Here is a 21,346-nt window from a genome sequence, read left to right as displayed (position 1 = left end):
GTTTTTTTATTGCTCTATCAAAATTGTTGCCAAAAATACTAAGATTTTAGATGTGATACTGATTATCTTGCTTGTAGAATCATTGTTTTGTAAATAATTGTGATTTGTGTCAGGCTGTCATGGCAGCAATTCTCCATATTGTATTTTTCTTACCTTTGTTTCATGGAATTGTCACAACTCAATAAAGCTTTATTTTGGGACATCGACTTCAATAGTTTAAATGGTGAAGAGCATGCCAGATTTATTATTGAAAGAGTAGTTCAGAAGGGTGATATTTCTGATTGGAAATTGATAAAGTCGTATTTTGGGCTTGAAAAAATTAAATCAGAAGTGGTGAGGGTTAGGCATTTCAATGATAAAACACTAAACTTTCTTAGTGTTATATTAAAAATCCCAAAAGAAGATTTCAGGTGTTACAATATCAAAGCGTCTACCCAGAAACATTGGACTTATTAAAAGAGATTTCCGAGGAAGCGTATTTCTCAAAATTCTTTTTAGTTGGAGGTACAGCTATTGCTCTTTACCTTGGGCATAGAATATCTGTTGATTTAGATTTTTTTACTCAAGAAGATTTTGATACGGTCTCACTTCATGATTTTTCAGATAAGCATTTTTCTATTTCAAATTCCTATATGGATCTGAATACTGTTTCTCATGTGATTTCTTACAAGGAAAAAGAAATAAAGACAGAATATATTAGCTATAAATATGATTTACTTAAGCCAATTCATCAAATCGATGGAATTAGAATATTAGATTTAGAAGATTTGACAGCAATGAAACTGTCTGCTATAAATGGACGGGGAGCTAAGAAAGATTTTGTGGATGTGTATTTCCTCTTGGAGAGGTTTTCATTGAAAGAAATGATTTCGCTCTATATGAAGAAATATAAAATCCAGAACAGCTTTCAAATTATCAAAAGTCTATTATATTTTTTCGATGCTGATCAAGAACCAGAACCTATCTTTTTGAAAAAGACAAATTGGGATGCTATTAAAGAAAGAATTCAGAATGAAGTTGAACTTTTGTCATAATTGATTTTAAAAATCTCAAAAGAAGATTTCAGTTGTTACAATATCAAAGCGTCTACCCAGAAACATTGGAATTATTAAACAGGGTAAATCACCTTTTTAAGTTTTCTCTGTGAAACTTTGTGGCTTCTTTGTGTCCTCTGTGATATAGCTTTCTTACTGCAAAAATCGATTCCGAATTTCATCTAAAGATAAAGTCTTCACAATAGGTTCTCCATCGATAGAAACTTCTGGAACTTTGCAAGAGAAAAGGGCATCGGTAAGCTGATCCATTTCATGATTTTCTAATTTCTGCCCTACTTTAATGGCCAATTGACGAGCCATGCTTCTGGCAAAAGCTTTTTTACGTTCCTGCCCTGGGTCTTGTCCTGAGTCTATGTTTTGAAGAATCTCATCTATAATAGACGGGATTTTACCTTCGGAAACATCCATAGGGCTTCCGTTGATGATGATACCTGATTGGCCGAAATATTCCAAATCGAAACCAAAGCCTTTTAATTCTTCTTCAATTTCTCTCACCAAACTCAATTCTTCCACAGAGAGATTGATATTAACCGGGAAGAGTAATTGTTGACTTGCTATCTGGCGGTTCTCGTATTGCTCTAAGTACTTTTCATACAAAATTCGCTCGTGAGCCAATTGCTGGTGAATCATAATCAAGCCCGATTTTAAACTGGAAATCACATAGGTAAAGCCCAATTGAATAAAGGTGGTGCTTTTTATTTTAACATCAGAATCCTCTTCTGGTATCATGTCCATGGAGGAGGCTGCCCATTCGGCATGCTGGCTAGGCTGAATATCTGGAGTGTCAGAACTAAAAGAGTCAGGAGAGCTAAAGGAGCTGGATGAGTGGCTGGGTGCTGAAGAAGCAGGAGTGTCAAAATCGTAAAGCTTATCCCAATTTTCGTGGTTGCTTTCTTGTCTGGGGTTGGGTTCTGGTTTCTCCGATTCAAAGGGATTATAATCTGGGTTTATTTTAACGCTTGGAGGACGAACAGGGCGGTCTGCTGGGAATTCGAATTTCATGCTGTCCTCTTGTTCAAAATCGAGGCTGGGGGTTAAACTAAATTGCCCTAAAGCCTTTTTGATAGAAGCAGCCAAAACTGCATATATTAATTGCTTGTCCGTAAAATTCACCTCTATTTTGGTAGGGTGAATATTAACGTCTATATCTTCTGGATTGACCTCTAGAAAGATGAAGTAGCTAGGAGTAGAGCCGTCTGGGACCAGTTCGCTATAGGCACTTTCCACAGCATGGTGAAAGTAGGGATGTTTGATAAACCTATTGTTGGCAAAGAAGTATTGTTCGCCTCTTTTTTTTCTGGCAAATTCAGGTTTTCCAATAAAACCAGAAATTTTCAGGTTTTCAGTTTGTTCTGCAATGGGGACTAACTTCTCCTCATAATTTTTCTGACCAATCACCTGAGCTATCCTTACTTTCAAAGGAGCCGATTTTAATTGATAAACTACATTACCATTATTATAAAAATTGAATGCTACATCGGGATGTACCAAAGCGACTCTTTGAAATTCCTCGATAATATGTCTAATTTCGGCAGGATTCGATTTTAGGAAATTTCTTCGCGCCGGAACATTATAAAACAGATTCTTTACTGAAAAAGAAGTTCCAGTGCTAGTGCTGCAGTTTTCTTGTGATTTAAACTGTGAACCTTCGATAATAATTTCGGTACCTAATTCTTCATCTTCTGTTTTTGTCTTTAATTCAACCTGAGCAATAGCCGCAATACTGGCTAAAGCTTCACCTCTAAAGCCAAGGGTATTTAAATTAAAAAGATCGTCGGGTGTTTTTATCTTAGAAGTAGCATGTTTTTCGAAACACATGCGAGCATCAGTGGCGCTCATTCCACTACCATTATCGGTGATTTGAACGAGGGTTCTTCCAGCATCTTTAATAATCAGGTTGATTAAAGAGGCTCCAGCATCTAAGGCGTTTTCTAAAAGCTCTTTAACAACAGAGGCTGGGCGTTGGATAACTTCACCAGCTGCGATTTGGTTTGCTACCGAATCGGGGAGTAATTTGATTTTATCTGCCATATTTTATTTAAAGAACATGAAATAAATGATTGCAATGAGAAGGACAATATAAATGGCCAAAGAATAGGACTTCGATTTTTTTCTAGTCCTATCATGACGACCCCATTTCTGTTGCATTTCTCTACGTAGATTTAAACGCTCTGGATTCTTTATATTATCTTCTATTTCTTTCTTTCGCTTCTCATCAGCTTCTTTCTGAGCATCATAAAATCGAGGCTTATAATCAAATTTCCTGGCTTTGGAAGTTTTTAAAAAAGTTACCTTCATGTTCTAGTCTTTATTTGGCTGCAAATTTACTAAATTATACAGATATGTTTTTATTTATCATCTACTGCTTTTGAGTTTTATAAAGCCTTTAGATGTTTTTCATGGTTTGTTTTTGAATTTGTGGCTTCTGAAAATTAATATGTGTTTCTAACGTTTTATATGTTTTTTTTACTAATTTTATAGGCCAAAAAAAATAGCATGAAATACATAGCTCTCTTTCTGTTTATATTGTTTAGTTCCTCTTTATTCTCCCAATCTGAAATATGGGGATTGAAAGAATATGATGGACTAAGCAAAGGTGGGTTTATCTATACCATAGATAGTGCAACAAAAAATGTAATTATACAGCATCGGTTTTTGCAATTGTATAATTATGATGAAGATTTAGATAATGTTACACCTGAAATACATAGCTCTACAGGAGATTTTATTAGTATTTCTGGTTCCTACCTCATTAAATATAACCCATCTTATCAAACAAATAGCTTTAAGGTTTTGGGGGATAGGCCTTTTGGGAGGTTTTGTGCTGTGAATGATTCATTATGGTATGTATTAAGAGATAGAGGGCTTTTTAAGATAAATCCCATTACCATGAAAGTAGATAGTATTGAAGGATATAAAGCCATTTTTTATACTGCTGATGGAGGGCCAATAATGATTAATGATTCAACCATTATATGGAGTCAGATTGTAGAAGCCTATGGTGGTGTTATTTGTAAATTAGATTTACGAACTGATGAAATATCTATTTTATATAATATGGATGAATTAATTGATGCACAATATTTCCCTACAGGTTCTTTGATTCCTTATGGTGGGAAATACTATGGTATCACTTATCAGTATTTAGATAGTAAGAAATATCTATTAATCTATAGTTATGATGTAGTAACAGGAATCTTTCAACAGGAATATAAGCTCGAAAACAAATATATTCTACGAGATCAAGTTAATGGATTAGCTAGAGGAGATGATGATAAATTATACTCCGTAGGGCAGATATCAAAAAGCGATAGGGCCTTTTATGTATTTTCTTTTAATCCAATAAACTCAGTCTTTGACTCTATAGGACCCATAGATGAATCAATAGGAACAAAGCCTTATGGCACATTTATAAAAGATAAGAATGGAATATTATATGGTAGTTGTTTGGAGGATGGTTTAAATGATGATGGTGGAATTTTTACTTTTAAGCCTGCTACAAAAGAAATAGACCTTCTTTATGCTTTCGATACACTGAAGTCATTAGGGATTAAAAAGAATCTGGTTTTATCCCCTCAAGAAGATTTCATGTTTATATCTTTTAAAATGAATAATTATAGAAGAGTTACTATTGACAGATTGAATATTGATGGTTCGGGGTATGAACATCTTAGTGACTTGAATCATATTTATGGAAATAATAAAGGCTCTTATCCTTTTGAAATACAACAGTTAGTAAATGATAAAATTATTGGGGTTTGTAAGTCTGGTGGGGTTTATAATATTGATAACGGAGGTGATGGTTCAGGGGTTTTGTTTGAGTTTGACTCGCGTAATAAGCAATATAGTGTTCTTCATCAGTTTGACGATCTTGATTATCGTTTGTATCCTTCCGATTTATTCATTTTAAGTAATAATAGAGTTCTGGGTTTGCTTAGAAGTACTATTGATGATGTCCCATCTTCAAAGTATGTTTTTGATTTGAACACTAATACCTATACTCAGTTAAATGATTTCCCATGGATGAAGTACGAGGAATCTGCCCAAATGATTGGTGATTCTATGATGTATTCTATTGTGAGTGATAATGGAAACTCGCCTTTTCAATTGGTAAAGTATAATGTGTTTACTGATGATATGGAGGTTTTGATTGAATGTGATGAAAATACGGAAATATCCAACTTGGAACAACTAGATGAACAACAATTGGTTTTTCAGGAAGTTGTAGATGTTTATGATGATTTGGATAGTACTTTTTTGACAAGCTATAATTTTCAAAATAATATATTTCAGCGTATTACAAATTTAAATCAATTTTCTTATAATGGTGATAATAATATAGTTCGATTTGATTTTAAAGTGTCTGAGAACAATACCTTGGTGGGTAGACTTAAGACAGTTCCTATAACCAAAGATGATGAAAATCAAGTTGTTTGGCTTAATAGTTTTGCAAAATATGATATTATTCATGATGTGATGATTAAATTACAAGAAAGCTCTTATATTGCTGATAATGATTGGGGTCAGTACTCAAATCCAAATTATATTGAATCTTATGAGGGTGGTGATTCTTATTTAGCTTCTGTTGAGAAAGATTATGATAATTTTAAAGGTGTTTTATTGGACGTGGATTTTTATTCAAAAAGTGTAGATACTCTTTTGTTTTTTGAAACTCCGTCAATAGGAAGTTTGTATACGGGTGATGTAGGGGTATCAGGGCTTAAAAAATTTCGTAAAACAGATTATTATAATCACTGGATAGGGAAAGTGAACAGCAGCTGGCATGATTCAGAAAACTGGCTAAGTGGAATGGTTCCCGATACTACATCTGAGGTTTGTATTGATGCTTTTACACCTTTTGATTTAGTGATAGATACTCTAGTGAAAGTAAAAAAGATTATTGTGACAGAAAATGCCAAGCTAGAGGTGAGTGAAATGGGAAGTTTGAGTGTTTTGGATAGAATTATCAATAATGGAAGTATAAGCTTGAAAGGAAACTCTAAGCAAAAGGCTAGTTTAATAGAAAATCATGCTATGGAGGATTTTGGTTCTTGTGATTACTACTATTCTACTGACTCAACTTTAAACGAAACTTTGGCAAGTCCAGTTGAATCTAGTGGGTTTCAGTATTCTGATTTATATGATATATCTTCTTTTTCATCTAGCGAATTTGAATGGAATCCAGAAGAGCAGTTTCCATATTATCCAAGCCCTACAGATGCCCATTATTATAAGGGTAGCAATAAAGATATAGACTTTAATGGGACTTTTAATACTGGAGATTTTAATTTGGAAATTCCTTTACAAACAGAAGAGCAACTCTTCCCAATTGTGAATCCTTATCCATCATCCTTAGACTGGACTCAATTAGATTTGTCCAACCTGTCTCACCAAGCCCTCTATCGGTTTCATGCTTCCGATAGCACTTATTCTGCTTTTGTGGATGGTTTAGGTTTTGAGAATCCTCTCATTCAGCCTTTAGATGTGTTTTGGGTTTCCTCAGAAGGCAACGAAAGTATGAAGTTAAAAAATGATGATAGAATTCATGCTTCACAATATATAGAGGAAGTTGATGAAGAAAGAAACCAATTGGTTTTACAAGCCAAAGGAGCTGGAGGAGTGGATAGAGCCATGATTAGTTTTAATCCAGAATCATCTTCTAGTTTTGAAGGAAATAAAGATGCCATAAAATATAGTTTGACCTATAATGATAGACCACAAATATTCACCAAAGCCAACGATTATCCTTTAGTCATTAATCAACTTCAAGATACAGCAATGATGGATTTGTTTGTAGAAGCTGGCGTAAATGGAAATTATACCATAAGCATTGATAAAAACATTGGTTTTGATTATTTGGTTTTAGAGGACCTGATATGGAAAACGCGTCATAATTTATTAGAGGAGGATTATAGTTTCGATTATTTCACTAGCGATGGAGACTATCCTTTCAAGCTCTATTTTAGTGAGTGGGGAACCCAACCCGTAGAAGCAGGTGACATACAAATCTATTATTATCCAGAGAGTATAGTTGTGAGGAGTAGTAAGCAAATAGAGCAAGCTATAATTGTGTTTTACGATTTAATGGGAAGGCCAGTATTAGAGTTTAATGAGCAAGACTTCCATTATTTTGAACATCCAGTGAGCTTGCCGGTTGGGCATTATATTGTGCAATTACGTAGTAAGGATGTGGTGGTAAATACTAAGGTTTTGGTGAGGCATTAATTATTTTTAAATTGATTCATCAGGATAAATTTATAAATCATAAATATGAAAAGAAGCGTATTTTGCATATTAATCATTAGCTGTTTGTTTTCTGTTTCCTTGCAATGCCAAAACAAGCCGATACAAATATCAGGTTATGTCATCGACTCAATTACAAAAGAAAAGAAATCAAATATCAATATCATCTCGGCTCGTTATAATATTGGTATGGTGAGTGATGAAAATGGTTTTTTCAATATCCAATTGCACGATTTGCCCGATACTCTTAAGTTTTCTTTTGTGGGTTATAAAAGTAAGTCCATTTTTGTTTCAGCAATAATTGATACCTGTGTGATTGTTGAATTGGTTCCGAAAGTCTATAAGCTAAAGGAGGTGGCTATTTTTAGTGATAACAAAACCTATAATGCTCACGTCAATAAGTATAGTATTTTGGATTATGGTTTTATTGGAGATAGTATCCTTATTTTGCAAAAGAAAAGGAGTTTAGGTGGAAATCCATCATTGGTTTTATTGAATAGAGATTATGATACCATTGCTTTTAAGAATAACCTTCCAAAAGATTCTAAACAGCTGTTTGAAGATTGTCTGGGCTCTTATCATTTGCTTAGCAAGGATAGTGCTTATCAAGTCATCATAGAGGAAAACACGCTAAATATTATGACTCCTTTTGATAGAGAGTGGTTTATTCAAATACTTGGGGATTGTAGGTTTAAAAAAGGAGGCAATTTGTTTTTTGAGTTTCCTATTTATAATGGTTTTGGGCATGAGATTATTTATGTGAGTTATAATCGTGAAAGGAATCTTTTTGTTAAATATGTTGATTTGGAGGGTTTTTCTAATTTAAATGAAGATATTTCAGAGGTATCTAAAGACTATTATTTGCATTCTGTTGTAAAATCTTCTACAAATGATAGTCTTACGATATGTCACATACGTCACTTTAATGATGCAGCTAGATATATCAAAGATATTGAAAGCAAACCAATAAGAAATAATATTTGCCTTTTTCAAGATACCATCTATTATTTCAATTTTTATGAATCCAAAATCCAGTGCTTTTCAGATGTGAGTAAACCTCCTTCGGAATATAATCTGAATAGTGATAATACTAAGGGTTGGGAGGGTAAAATAATAATTGACCAAATTGAAAACAAATTGTACTCCCTAGAGAAAAACAAGGCCTATTATTATATCTACACCTTAAATATGAAAGATGGTGGGTTTGATTATTGTACCCGTGTTTCCCAGTTTAAGGGAGAAAATTTGAGTATTAATAATGGGTATGTATATTATTTGACTATCTCTGGTTCGTCACGGAATTCAATCGCAAGGCTTTCAAGAATAAGACTTGAAAACTAAAAGTCTTCAAGTCTTATCATTTGAATTCAGTAACTTGTTTTATGGTATTATAATGCTATTCGTGAAATCAATATCCAATTTTAAATAATTATCATTTGTGCATTCGTGGCTACTCACCACCCCTTATTCTCCCATCAAGCGCTCAATATCCTCCACCTCAATAGGAATATTGACCATTAGATTCACAGGGCCATCTTTGGTAATGAGAATATCATTTTCCAATCTAATCCCAATCTTTTCTTCTTTGATATAGATTCCAGGCTCACAGGTTAATACCATTCCTGCTTTTAATGGCTGAAGTCTATCTCCCACATCATGAACATCTAATCCCATGTGGTGGTTTACTCCATGCATAAAGTATTTCTGGTAGAGTGGTTGTTTAGGGTCTTGGTTTTTTACTTCTTCTTCGGTAAAAAGACCTAATCCTATCAGTTCTTTTTCAGTTAATGATTTGGAGGCTTTGTCTAATTCGGAAAGCGGCATGCCTACTGTCATCATTTCGGTGAGAGATTTCTGTGTTCTAAGTACTGCCTCGTAAACTGCTTTTTGTCTCTCGTTGAACTTACCATTTATTGGGATGGTTCTGGACATGTCTGCCGCATATTCGGCATATTCAGCACCAAAGTCGAATAATAATAATTCACCCTCCTCACATTTTTTATCATTCTCAATATAATGCAAAACACAAGAGTTTATACCTGAGGCTATAATGGGGTAGTAGGCATTTCCATTGGCGCCATTCATGGAGAATTCATGCTCTATTTCTGCCTGAACCTGATATTCCATCACATCTGGTTTTACATATTTCAAAATCCTGCGGAAAGCTTTATTGGTGATTTCACAGGCTTCTTTTATCAAATCTATTTCAATATCACTTTTTATCAATCGTTGCTCATTTAAAATGGGAGCAGAGCGATGGTAGCGATGCTGAGGAAACTTAGCTGTTAATTCCCTATTCTTTCTTTTCTCGCGGCTTTCAACTTCTGAACTATATTTAGGATATTCATATTGATTCAAATATACATGCTTGGCATAAGTCATCATTTGATTGATATTCATTTCTTGATCGTCTAGCCATTTTACATTTGCTATTCCACTGGTTTCGGTAGCTTCCTCTTGTGTATACTTATGACCTTCCCAAATGGCAATATGTTCATTGGTTTTTAAAACAAATAAAAGCTCTCTAAATTCGGGTATAGGACAATCAGGAAACAATAGCAAAACTGACTTTTCTTGAGCAATTCCTGTGAGATAAAAGAAATCTGGCGATTGCTGAAATGGAAAAAACTGGTCTCCCTTTTTAGGCATTTCATCATTAGAATAAAATATGGCCATGGAATTAGGTTTCATCTTACTGGTGAACTGCTTTCTATTATTGATGAAAAGTTCTGGATTTATCTTTGAATATCGCATAAGGCTAATTGTTTTTTGCAAAGTTATAAAATCATCTGTTTTGATAGAATTATTTATATTCACGATTCTATGATGATATGTCGTTAAAAGATAGGTGTTAATTAATTAATACACGATACACTTGCTAAATACCGTTAAAAAATACGTAATATGAATTATGTTAACGATATCTGTATGTATATTCGTGAATAATTAGTATATTTGTAATAATTCACGATATTATAATTATAATTCGTTAAATGTATTCTTATGTCAACAACAAAAGTTATCGATTATATTCATCAATTGCGCAAGAGATATTATCAATTATCTCATACTAAATCGTCCTTGTTAAAAATGATTGGTGAATCTGAAGTTTCCGAGCAGGTTTATAATTCTAATGCCATCGAGAACAGCACCCTGAGTTTAGAGGAAACCGATAAGGTTTTAATTCAAATTGAGTTGGACAGGTATATTAGCGAACGAGAATTATTTGAGACTAAGAATTTGGCCAGAGTCATCAATTATATTGATGAAAGAGCAAAAGAAAAAGAATTGAGTATTGAAGTCATTTTACTTTTGCATCAAATGCTCTTATCAAATATTAAAGACGATGTTGCTGGAAGATTTCGGCAAAATCAAGAATGGGCAAGAGTAGGGAGTCATATAGCTGAAAACCCATCGAAAGTTAACTCATTGATGGATGATTTACTAATTTATTATTTTTCGGCAGCAGATGAGGATATTGTACGTAAGATTTCAAAGTTTCATTTAAGCTTCGAAAATATCCATCCTTTTGTTGATGGTAATGGAAGATTGGGGAGGGTGCTAAATAATTATATTCTCATAAGAGAAGGCTATGTGCCTATCAATATAAAATTCATCGATCGAAAAAAGTATTACGGGGCCTTTAAAGAGTTTGATTCTACTGGGAAAACCAAAATAATGGAAACCATGGTAAGTCAAGCTTTAACCAACAGTTACCACAAACGATTAGCTTATCTCGAAGGAAAAACCATTATCAAACTATCGGATTATGCCAAGCAATCAGAATATTCCCATCAAAACCTCCTCAACAAAGCCAAGCGCCAAACCATTGAAGCTTTTACTGAAAAAGGAGTTTGGAAGATTGGTGTTGATTAATGTATCATCATTATTGACGTTAATTTATGGATAGAAAACTTGTGAACTAAAGATTACTCGAAACAACTAATTTCAAAGAATCTTCGTTCCTAAGTAATAAACCTATTGTTATATTTTTCACAATGCCAGATAATTAGTGTTTTCCCTATTTAGAATCCGTTAAAATTGTAATTTAGGACTTCTAATGCTTAAATTATTGATGAATTAAAACCCTATATTTGCTCTTCTCAAAACCGAGAATTTTGTAATTTTTAACTAGCTTAAAATCAATCTAAAAATAACATTATGAGTAACACAAAAGCCTTATCATCTATTACTAAGAAGGTAATAATGTCGCTGGCCGGATTATTTCTAATTGTTTTCCTATTGATACATTTAGGAATCAATTTATTCCTTTTACCAATAGTAGAGGGCAATCGAGAAGTTTTTCATGCCGCAGCTGAATTTATGAGTACATTCTGGCCAATGAAAGTTATGGAAATAGCTTTGTTTGGTGGTTTTATTTTACATGGTTTGTACGGTGTGATTGTTCAATTAGGAAATTGGAAGTCACGCGGTAGTGAAGCCTACAAAGTATCCAGTAAAACCAAAACTACTTTTGCATCTAGAACCATGATTTATTCTGGGCTTCTAGTTTTATTATTTCTAGTGATGCACCTTTACCAATTTTACTTTGTAAAACTAGGGCTTGTTGAAGGAGCTATGCTAGCTAATGGTCATCCAGATTTCTACACTATTGCAGTAAATCTATTCACTAACGACATGATTTTCTCTTCTATCTACATTTTATTATTTGTAGTATTAGGTTTCCATTTGTATCATGCCTTTCAATCTGCTTTTCAAACCATGGGTTGGAATCATCCTAAGTACACTCCTGTAGTGAAAGTGATTGGAAACATCTACGCTGTAGTAGTTCCTTTAGGTTTCATTATCATTCCATTGTATTATATGTTTATGGGATAATATCTGATTGTAGAAACGAAAAAATTGAAGAAAATGACAAAATTAAATTCAAATATACCAGCAGGTAAAGTACAGGAGAAATGGACCAATTATAAGGCTCATCAAAACCTGGTGAATCCTGCCAATAAGAGAAAATTAGATGTTATTGTTGTTGGAACCGGATTAGCTGGTGGAGCTGCTGCAGCTTCATTTGGTGAGCTTGGTTTTAATGTAAAGAACTTCTGTATTTCTGATAGTCCACGTAGAGCGCACAGTATTGCAGCTCAAGGTGGTATTAACGCTGCTAAGAACTATCCAGGTGATGGTGATAGCGTTTATCGTTTGTTTTATGATACTATTAAAGGTGGCGATTACCGTGCCCGTGAAGCAAACGTTCATCGTTTGGCTGAAGTTAGTAATAGTATTATCGACCAATGTGTAGCTCAAGGTGTTCCTTTTGCTCGTGAATATAGCGGATATTTAGACAATCGTTCTTTTGGAGGAGCTCAAGTTTCGAGAACATTCTATGCTCGTGGTCAAACCGGGCAGCAGCTATTATTAGGTGCTTATGGTGCTTTGAGTAAAGAAGTGGAGAAAGGCACAGTTGAGATGTTTACTCGCCAAGAAATGTTAGACTTGGTTATTGTTGACGGAAAAGCTCGAGGTATCATTACTCGTAACTTAGTGACAGGTAAAGTAGAAAGACATGCGGCTCATGCCGTAGTTATTGCTACTGGTGGTTATGGTAATGTATTCTTCTTGTCAACTAACGCTATGGCTTCCAACGGAAGTGCTGCTATTAGGTCTTGGAGAAGAGGTGCTTATTTCGCAAATCCTGCATATGTTCAAATTCACCCAACTTGTGTTCCTGTTCATGGTGACTTCCAATCGAAGTTAACATTGATGAGTGAGAGTTTGAGAAATGATGGTAGAATTTGGGTTCCTAAGAAAAAAGAGGATGCTGTCGCCATTCGCGAAGGAAAGAAAAAGCCTACCGATTTAAAAGAAGACGAAAGAGATTATTATTTGGAAAGAAGATACCCTGCTTTTGGAAATCTAGTTCCTCGTGATGTGGCCAGCCGTGCTGCTAAAGAACGTTGCGATGCAGGTTTTGGAGTAGGAACTGGTTTAGCAGTTTATCTAGATTTTGCATCTGCCATCGAAAGATTAGGCGAAGATGTGATTAGAGCACGCTATGGTAACCTCTTCCAAATGTATGAGAAAATTGTGGATGATAATCCATATAAAACACCAATGATGATTTATCCTGCGATTCACTATACTATGGGTGGAACTTGGGTAGATTATGAGTTACAAACAACCATTCCTGGTTTATTTGCTGGTGGAGAAGCTAACTTCTCAGATCACGGAGCAAACAGATTAGGAGCTTCTGCATTAATGCAGGGATTAAGCGATGGTTATTTTGTACTTCCATATACCATTCAAAATTATTTAGCCGACGAGATTCGTACTCCTCGAATTTCTACTGATTTACCTGAGTTTAAACAAGCTGAAAAAGATGTGAATGCTCGCATTAGTAAGTTGATGGGAATTAAAGGAAGCAAGTCTCCAGATTATTTCCATAAGAAATTAGGAAAAATCATGTGGGAATATGTAGGAATGGCTCGTACCAAAGAAGGATTAGAACATGCTTTAAAGGAAATAGCTCAGATTAGAGCTGATTTCTATAAAGACTTGAGAGTGGTAGGTACTGCTGATAGTTTCAATCCTGAATTAGAAAAAGCACTTCGTATAGCCGATTTCATCGATATGGGTGAATTGATGGCTTATGATGCTCATCATAGAGAAGAAAGCTGTGGTGGTCATTTCCGCGAAGAATACCAAACTCCAGAAGGAGAAGCCATGCGTAACGATAAAGACTATATGTACGTAGGTGCTTGGGAATTTAAAGGCGAAGGTGAGAAACCCGAACTTCATAAAGAAGATTTGAAGTATGAAGAGATCGAGGTAAAAACCAGAAATTATAAATAATTGTTGAACAGAAAATCAATGCAAATTGATTTCTAAAATATATGGCTATGGATTTAACATTAAAAATATGGCGTCAAGAAAACGCTCAAGCCAAGGGGGAATTTAAAACATATCAAATAGCAGGTGTTTCTGCTGATAGTTCTTTCCTCGAAATGCTCGACGTGCTCAACGAGTCGTTAGTAGATAAGGTGGAAACACCAGTTTGTTTCGACCATGATTGTAGAGAAGGTATTTGTGGTATGTGTAGTTTATACATCAATGGACGTCCTCACGGACCAGATGATGCAGTAACTACATGTCAGCTGCATATGCGTAAATTTAAAGATGGAGATACTATTACAATTGAACCTTGGAGAGCGTCACCGTTCCCCGTAATTAAGGATTTAGTGGTAGATCGTACTGCTTTAGATAAAATTATTCAGGCAGGTGGATATACTTCTGCTTCAACTGGGGGAGTGCCAGATGCAAATGCTACGCTAATTAATAAATACGATGCTGATTTAGCAATGGATGCTGCAGCTTGTATTGGTTGTGGAGCTTGTGTAGCAGCTTGTAAGAATGCTTCAGCTATGCTTTTTGTTTCTGCTAAGGTGAGTCAGATGGCTTTGCTTCCTCAAGGAAAAGTAGAAAAGACAAAGCGTGTTCAGAAAATGGTTGCTCGCATGGATGAATTAGGATTTGGTAATTGTACCAACACCTATGCATGTGAGATGGAATGTCCGAAAGAGATTTCAGTAACCAATATTGCAAGACTAAATAGAGAATTCTTGGTGGCCAAAATTGCAGGCGCAGAATAGAAATTCTTATAGATTTATAAAGCCACAATTCCAATGGAGTTGTGGCTTTTTGTTTTAGTTTCGGTTATGATTTTTTCTTTCCCCAACCCCGAGGGGTGGAAATAATCAGTATTGAGTAAATTAAAATAATAGAGTAATCTTAATATTGAAGGATATTCTTTTTCGGCTCTCCTTGAGGTTAGGGCAAATCGAAAAAAATAACTTAACTGGTTTATTATCGATTTTTTCTTTCCCCAACCCCAAGGGGTGGAAAAAATCAGTTTTGAGTAAATTAAAATAATAGAGTAATCTTAATATTGAAGGATATTCTTTTTCGGCTCTCCTTGAGGTTAGGGCAAATCGAAAAAAATAACTTAACTGGTTTGTATATCGAGATAGTCAATATTGTTTTCTGCAGTAAATCTATTATAACAAGCTTAAATTAAACAATACAAACTTGATTTATGATATAAAAGTTCTATATTTGAAGACGTATATCATTATAAACAGATTTAATACCAAGAATGTTATTCTTTTTGTTCTCATTATGAAAGTGTTTTCTGTTCCTTAAGATTGGAACCATATTTCACTTTGCTATAAGTATGGAATAAAAGAACGGATTGAAATACATGGTGCTATCGCATAAAATAATTAATATGAATAATTTACGATTTCTATTTGTAACTTTACTTATGGTTTCAGGAGCTATGGCTTTTTCTCAGCAATCTGAGAAGTTGATAAGCGATTCTAATATTATCAAGGAGTCGGCCATTATTCTAGAAGAGGATAATTCTATTGAAATTATTGGGCAAAAAGTTGATTATATCTTGTTTTATGTGTCAAAAAAAATGAAGGTGAAAATTTTGACAGAAGAAGGTCTGGAACAGTTTTCTCTTTTTAGTCTTCCTGAAGCTTTTGACCCCACTTTTATTGGGCATTTCCCAGAGGCTAGAAATTATACTGACGCACTTTCTGAGCTGTTTATTAGGCGTTTTAGAGTGAAAATAATGGCTCAGGATGGAAGCTATAGAAAACCCATATTGGTTGATACGATTGAAATGGTGAGGTCAGTGGATCCTAATACCGATTTTTTCGCTGATTATGAAAAGCCACATATTGGGATCACAAATCTCAAAGTTGGAGATGTTTTAGAAGTAGATTATAAATACGAATTGAGATATGGAGTGAATATGCTTGATTTATCAAGTTTTCGAGTTTTCTTTAATGGGGATGTTCCTAAAGAGAAATATCACCTCAAAATTTCTCATAATGAGAAGCTGCAGACTGATATTGTTATGGAGAATATGGAGCAAGATTCTGGTAAAGTGGTTGATGGCTATAGGGTATACGAGTGGACTAAAACAAATTTAAGCGGATGTATTGATGAAATAGGCTCAAGACCTTATTTGGAGCTGCCTCACGTAGTCTTTTCTGTAAAGCCTTACGAACTTCTATATGAATATTATTATTCTTTTGAGGAGCGTTTCGTCCCCTTTTATGCTATTTATGCCGAAGTAAGAGAAAGGAACCATGTAAGTATTCTTAGAGATATACATCAGGGAATCAATACAAAACAATACTCTCAAGTTAATCGATTTATCAGAACCCAAACAGAAGGCATAGAAAATGATAGCTTAGGCCTTGAAAAACTCAAGAAGGTACATCATACCATCGTTGATGATTTTGTGTTTGACCCTGATATTAAATATTTTGAAAAATTAGATCCCAGAAGAGATCGGTTTGGGGATTATATCTCAAAAAAGAGCATAAGAGATATTAGTAGGTATGATGTTTATGTGAGCTTGATTCTGAAATTAGAATTGTCCTATTTGTCTGCTTATGTTTGTGATATTAGAACTGGGAATATTTCCAATACCTATTTTGCTCCTATGAAGGAGAATGATTATTTGTTAGCTGTGGTTTTAGACAATAACACAGTCCAATTCATCAATCCTAAGAGAAGTCGGTTTGGTTATTATTTGAATGAGATGCCATTTTACTATGAAGGTAGCAAGGCACGCCTAGTGAGTTTGGCTGATTATAGAAATTATAAAGACTTTATCGCTGAAAGCAATAGGCAAATTACTATTCCTAGAAGCCCTTTAAAGGACAATCAAAGACGAACAAATTCTGCTGTCAGTATAAATCTCGAATCTTCTCATGTTGAATTCGAGACTAGGGTCCATTTGTCTGGTCAATACTCAACCATGTCTCGAGGCCTTTATTTATACGATGTGAAAGATGAAACTGTAAATGAATTGTATAATAAAAAAGTATGGGATTTGCATAAAGGAATAGAGCATAGCAAGCCTGAAGTGATGATTCAGGATAAAGAAGCTCCTTTTAATACAAAGGTCTCTGTAAAATATAACAGTGATCAATTGATATCGAACTCTGGAGATACCACCATCTTCGATTTAAGTCATCTGTTTAATCATATCGTTTATAAGGATATTGATGAGGATAATAGAAAGCTAGATTATTATTCCGATTTCTTATGTCAAGATTCTTATGTTTATTTTTTGAAATTTGATAAAGATATTACTCTAATTCCTGAATTCGAAAGTGTAGATTTAAAAAATAGCTTTGGTGAATTAAAGATTTCAGTTGAGCAGTTGGGGCCTCGTAATTTAAAAGTGTCTAGTAATTTTATTGTAAAAAAAGGACATGTGAAGGCTGAGGATATACACGATGTTGAAACTATATATTCCAAAGTGGAAGAGCTAAATCATTATCAATTAAAGTTCTTAATCAATAAATAGTAAAGCGATTTAAGAATTCTAGTCCTGTTCTTTGGGAGTTGCAATATTCCCAGGTGATTAATATTAAAATGTCAAACAGTAAATCTATAATAATATGAAAAACGCATTATTATTATTATTATTCCTTTTATTCTGTATGATTTCAGTACAAGCACAGAATGATTCCACCAGAAGAGGATTCTTGATTAAAACCCTCCCCATTCAGGATGTTTTCCATAAAAATCCAAATGTCATTATTGAAAAACCAATTACTGATAAATTCTCAGTTGATTTCTTATTTGCATTACGATTTACCGATTGGGTTTTAAACTCATCCACTGGAATTGGCGGAGGTCCGTCTTGGTCACAAAACGATTCTAAAGGATACACACTAGGTAGTGCTTTGAAGTTTTATCCATTAACAAAGCATCATGCTCCAAAAGGATTTTATATCAGTGGAAGCATTCGCTTTAATGACATTCTTATCGAGGGTGTTAACATTAAAGGAGATATTGATAATAATGACAGCAGAATCGTTGATTTAGATAGGTTAGAAATTGGTGCCGGTGCATTGGTGGGTTATCAATTCTTGTTTTCACGATTTGTCATTGATATTTATACAGGGCCTGGGCTTAAGTATAGGATTGAAAAAGAAAATTTTGTTAGTGGCAGTGAGAAATACTTGGAACCAAAAACATATGAGTGGGTGAGTAGAATGTTTTTAGGCTTATCTATTGGTGTCAAGTTGTTCTAGAAATTGATTTTTTCATTTCCCCAACACCCAAGGGGAGGAAAAAATCAGATTAGAGTATTATAAATGATTTGTATTAGTTTTCCTGCCATCACTTGTGATTAGGGCAAAGCAGGAAATAAATTTAATGTGATGATTTTTTCGTTTCCTTGCTTAAAATTGGTAGAAAAAACCAGATTAGAGTAATATAAATGATTTGTATTAGTTTTCCTGCCACCACTTGTGATTAGGGCAAAGCAGGAAGAATATCCCCAGCTAAAAAAAAAGGCAATTCACTTTTGGCATGGTTCTAGAATATTTAATTACAGATTTCTATTATTAACTAAAACCCATGCCTTATGAAAAAGCTAATCGTAATACTCGTAATAAGCCTTATTAGTTTGAGTCAATTAATAGCTCAAAATATAACAACAATAGAGGCAAAATCTTTTGATATAAGTGATAACCTTGATCTAGATGCAGTAGCTTCCATTTTTGGGGAGGCTAGAAATCTGGAGGATTTTGAAAATAAACTCAATAATCCTCGTTTGAGATTGTCTAATTTAGATTTAAATGAGGATGGTTTGGTAGATTATCTTCGCGTTATTGAAACATCAGAATATGGTATAAATCTGATAACCATTCAGGCGCTAATAGCAAGGGATTTATTCCAAGATGTAGCTGTTATTAGTGTTGAGAAAGACTATAGAGGATTGACAACAGTTCAAGTAATAGGAGATGTGTATATGTATGGTCCCAATTATATTATTCAGCCTGTATATGTGCATCAACCAGTAATTTGGACTTGGTTTAGAGGACCTTATTATAGTTCTTGGAGATCGCCTTATCGTTGGGGATATTATCCTTCAAATTATCACCATCGCAGAGCTTGTCATCCACGTCAGTATCAAAACAATGTATATGTTCATATCAATGTGCATAATTCATATTATAGAGCAGACCATAGAGTTTCCAATAATTCAGTTCGTATTCAGAAAAGAAACAGAAGCAACGATTATGGACGAAATAATCCACAGAGGTCCTTTGCAAAGAGAAACAATGGGGTGAAAAACAGAAGCGAATTAAACAGAAGAAGAGATATAGCACAAACGTCTTCTTCGAACAGAAGCATTAGGAGCAATGTATATTCACAAAGAAATAGAAATAATGTTTCTTCAAGCAGAGAGGCACAAAACAATAATAGAACTACTTCTGTTAGAGAAGGAAGAGATACTAGACAAGCTGTTTCAATGAATAGAACAAGTAGAGATGTTCAAAGTCAATACAGACAGACTTCAACGCAGCAAAATAGAGGAGCTTCAAGTAGATCATCTATGAGTAGTCAATCCGTTCAAAGACAGGATAGGCAAGCAAGCCAAACTCAGTACTCTAATAGGCAAAATTCACAGTCCGATAGGAGTCTGTCGACTAGAGCGCAATCAACAGTATCTAATTCATCCAGGTCAAAAGCCAAAACTACACCAACAATACAAAGGCAGTCAAGTCAAAAGCAAATTGCAAAATCGAATAGTAGCTCTACAAGCTCTAGAAGAACTAATGGATACGGTAGAAGCTAAATGATAAACGGTAGTTCATAAATTGGCAGGAAAAACTCGGCATTGTTTTCACGATTTATTATCCTTACCGATTTTAATAAACTGAAAACCAAAGTATTGATTCTGTAATTTTAATCAAGCTCACAGAATTAATTTTTGTGATTTATTTTCCAGACTATGGTCAGCAAAACGGACCATTGTCTGGAATTTGTTTTATGATAATCCCCGACCACAATAAAAGTATGCCTTCAACTTGATTTAATTAGGCTTTCAGGTGTTTAATTGTAAATGATTGATTAGATTTGTTGCGCACAGTGAATCGGGAGACCGATAAGAATAATAATTAATATATGAAAACATTAGGATTAATAGGAGGGATGAGCTGGGAATCCTCCGTGGTATATTACGATTTGATCAATAAAAAAGTAAGAAAAGAATTGGGAGGTCATCACTCTTGTGATAGCATTCTACTCACCGTCGATTTTGATGAAATAGTAAAACTACAACACGAAGGTAATTGGAAGAGACTGGATGAGATGATGGCGAAGGCTGCTCAACAACTGGAAAAAGCGGGAGCAGAGTTAATAGTGCTTTGTACCAATACCATGCATCTCTGTACGCCAGCTATTAAAGAGGCGATAAGTGTTCCATTTCTTCATATTGCGGAAGCCACAGCTATGGCCATTGAAGCACAAGGTCTCAAAAAAGTGGCTTTACTAGGAACCAAATTCACCATGGAGAAAGAATTCTATAAAGATTATATTGCTCAGAATTTTGGTATAGAAGTTATCATTCCAAACCTTGAGGATCGTGATGAAGTTCATCGCATCATCTATAATGAATTGGTTCAAGGAGAAATTAAAGAGGAGTCTAAAGAAATATATAAAAAAATCATAGGCAAATTAGAGTCAGAGGGAGCTGAGGGAGTCATTTTAGGTTGTACCGAAATTCCATTGCTTATCAAAGCTGAGGATGTGAATATCCCTATCTTTGATACCACCACCATTCATGCTGAAATGGCTGTTGAATGGGCTTTGAAGTAAATATAGTTCAAAGTTCTTTTGTTTAAAGTTCCATGTTCTGTTGTTCCTAGTGGTGAAGAAGACTAATTGATTTGTTTTTCATTTGAAATAATTAAAGTAATCGTTACTAATCAGTTAGAAATAGTATACTTGATTTTCCCTGATTGCCCCAACCCCAAGGGGAGTCAGGAAAAAGATTCAACAAAACTATTAGATTGAGAAGTCGATATTCTAAAGTAATTTGATTTTTAAAGCTGGAATCTGATTTGTTTTGCTCCCCATGGGGCATTAGCGTTAACTTAAGCAAAAAGCTCTTTCAATTTGTTGCTCAAAATTTAATCGATTTTTCCTTTTCTCATAAGTACAATACCTTGATAATTTAGCTAATGAGTCGCCTGGGATATTTGGGCTGT

General features: G+C 34.4%; 15 protein-coding genes. 12 read left to right on the top strand and 3 right to left on the bottom strand.

Annotation, left to right across the window (positions count from 1 at the left end):
* Positions 1-162: 162 nt before the first annotated feature.
* Together HNS40_RS09530 and HNS40_RS09525 are read left to right on the top strand one after the other, a co-directional pair.
* A complete protein-coding gene (locus HNS40_RS09530) occupies positions 163-456 on the top strand; it encodes a hypothetical protein (protein ID WP_172280127.1) in 294 nt (97 codons plus the stop codon).
* Entirely contained in the window at positions 411-1,034 is a 624-nt protein-coding gene (locus tag HNS40_RS09525; protein ID WP_172280125.1) for a nucleotidyl transferase AbiEii/AbiGii toxin family protein, read from the top strand. The genes HNS40_RS09530 and HNS40_RS09525 overlap by 46 nt, the downstream gene beginning before the upstream one ends.
* A 153-nt stretch (positions 1,035-1,187) precedes the next feature.
* On the opposite strand, the gene mutL is transcribed toward HNS40_RS09525, so the two are convergent.
* The gene (gene mutL / locus HNS40_RS09520) at positions 1,188-3,086 is read right to left on the bottom strand and encodes a DNA mismatch repair endonuclease MutL (RefSeq protein WP_172280124.1); all 1,899 of its coding nucleotides are present in this window, start codon (positions 3,084-3,086) and stop codon (positions 1,188-1,190) included.
* Positions 3,087-3,089: 3 nt separating this feature from the next.
* Positions 3,090-3,353, bottom strand: a complete 264-nt coding sequence (locus HNS40_RS09515) for a hypothetical protein (RefSeq protein WP_172280122.1) — start codon at positions 3,351-3,353, stop codon at positions 3,090-3,092.
* A 198-nt stretch (positions 3,354-3,551) separates the two neighbouring features.
* Here HNS40_RS09515 and HNS40_RS09510 point away from each other — a divergent pair, with 198 nt between their 5' ends.
* On the top strand, positions 3,552-7,280 hold the full coding sequence (locus tag HNS40_RS09510; protein WP_172280121.1) for a hypothetical protein: 3,729 nt from the start codon (positions 3,552-3,554) through the stop codon (positions 7,278-7,280).
* A 45-nt stretch (positions 7,281-7,325) separates the two neighbouring features.
* Positions 7,326-8,639, top strand: a complete 1,314-nt coding sequence (locus HNS40_RS09505; protein WP_172280119.1) for a carboxypeptidase-like regulatory domain-containing protein — start codon at positions 7,326-7,328, stop codon at positions 8,637-8,639.
* A gap of 123 nt (positions 8,640-8,762) precedes the next feature.
* On the opposite strand, the gene HNS40_RS09500 is transcribed toward HNS40_RS09505, so the two are convergent.
* The gene (locus HNS40_RS09500; protein ID WP_172280117.1) at positions 8,763-10,052 is read right to left on the bottom strand and encodes an aminopeptidase P N-terminal domain-containing protein; all 1,290 of its coding nucleotides are present in this window, start codon (positions 10,050-10,052) and stop codon (positions 8,763-8,765) included.
* A 249-nt stretch (positions 10,053-10,301) separates the two neighbouring features.
* Between HNS40_RS09500 and HNS40_RS09495 the strand changes: the two genes are divergently transcribed.
* The 8 genes from HNS40_RS09495 (at position 10,302) to HNS40_RS09460 (ending at position 20,954) form a co-directional block, all read left to right on the top strand.
* The gene (locus HNS40_RS09495) at positions 10,302-11,174 is read left to right on the top strand and encodes a Fic family protein (RefSeq protein WP_172280115.1); all 873 of its coding nucleotides are present in this window, start codon (positions 10,302-10,304) and stop codon (positions 11,172-11,174) included.
* A gap of 285 nt (positions 11,175-11,459) precedes the next feature.
* On the top strand, positions 11,460-12,137 hold the full coding sequence (locus tag HNS40_RS09490) for a succinate dehydrogenase cytochrome b subunit (protein WP_172280114.1): 678 nt from the start codon (positions 11,460-11,462) through the stop codon (positions 12,135-12,137).
* Positions 12,138-12,170: 33 nt separating this feature from the next.
* A complete protein-coding gene (locus HNS40_RS09485; RefSeq protein ID WP_172280112.1) occupies positions 12,171-14,108 on the top strand; it encodes a fumarate reductase/succinate dehydrogenase flavoprotein subunit in 1,938 nt (645 codons plus the stop codon).
* A 47-nt stretch (positions 14,109-14,155) separates the two neighbouring features.
* Positions 14,156-14,905 carry a succinate dehydrogenase/fumarate reductase iron-sulfur subunit gene (locus HNS40_RS09480; RefSeq protein ID WP_172280110.1) on the top strand — a complete coding sequence of 250 codons (750 nt, stop codon included), beginning with the start codon at positions 14,156-14,158 and terminating at the stop codon, positions 14,903-14,905.
* Between the two features lie 635 nt (positions 14,906-15,540).
* Positions 15,541-17,646, top strand: coding sequence for a DUF3857 domain-containing protein (locus tag HNS40_RS09475; protein ID WP_172280108.1), 2,106 nt, complete (start codon positions 15,541-15,543; stop codon positions 17,644-17,646).
* Between the two features lie 94 nt (positions 17,647-17,740).
* Entirely contained in the window at positions 17,741-18,379 is a 639-nt protein-coding gene (locus HNS40_RS09470; protein ID WP_172280106.1) for a hypothetical protein, read from the top strand.
* A 335-nt stretch (positions 18,380-18,714) separates the two neighbouring features.
* Positions 18,715-19,932 (top strand): hypothetical protein, encoded by a 1,218-nt coding sequence (locus HNS40_RS09465; protein ID WP_172280104.1) that lies wholly within the window; start codon positions 18,715-18,717, stop codon positions 19,930-19,932.
* Between the two features lie 329 nt (positions 19,933-20,261).
* The gene (locus HNS40_RS09460) at positions 20,262-20,954 is read left to right on the top strand and encodes an aspartate/glutamate racemase family protein (RefSeq protein WP_172280102.1); all 693 of its coding nucleotides are present in this window, start codon (positions 20,262-20,264) and stop codon (positions 20,952-20,954) included.
* The last annotated feature ends 392 nt before the right edge of the window (positions 20,955-21,346 follow it).

The sequence above is a fragment of the Lentimicrobium sp. S6 genome, assembly GCF_013166635.1.
GTDB lineage: Bacteria > Bacteroidota > Bacteroidia > Bacteroidales > UBA12170 > UBA12170.
The sequence above is the reverse complement of the archived record's forward strand: the minus strand, read 5'-3'. Positions and strand labels throughout refer to the sequence as shown.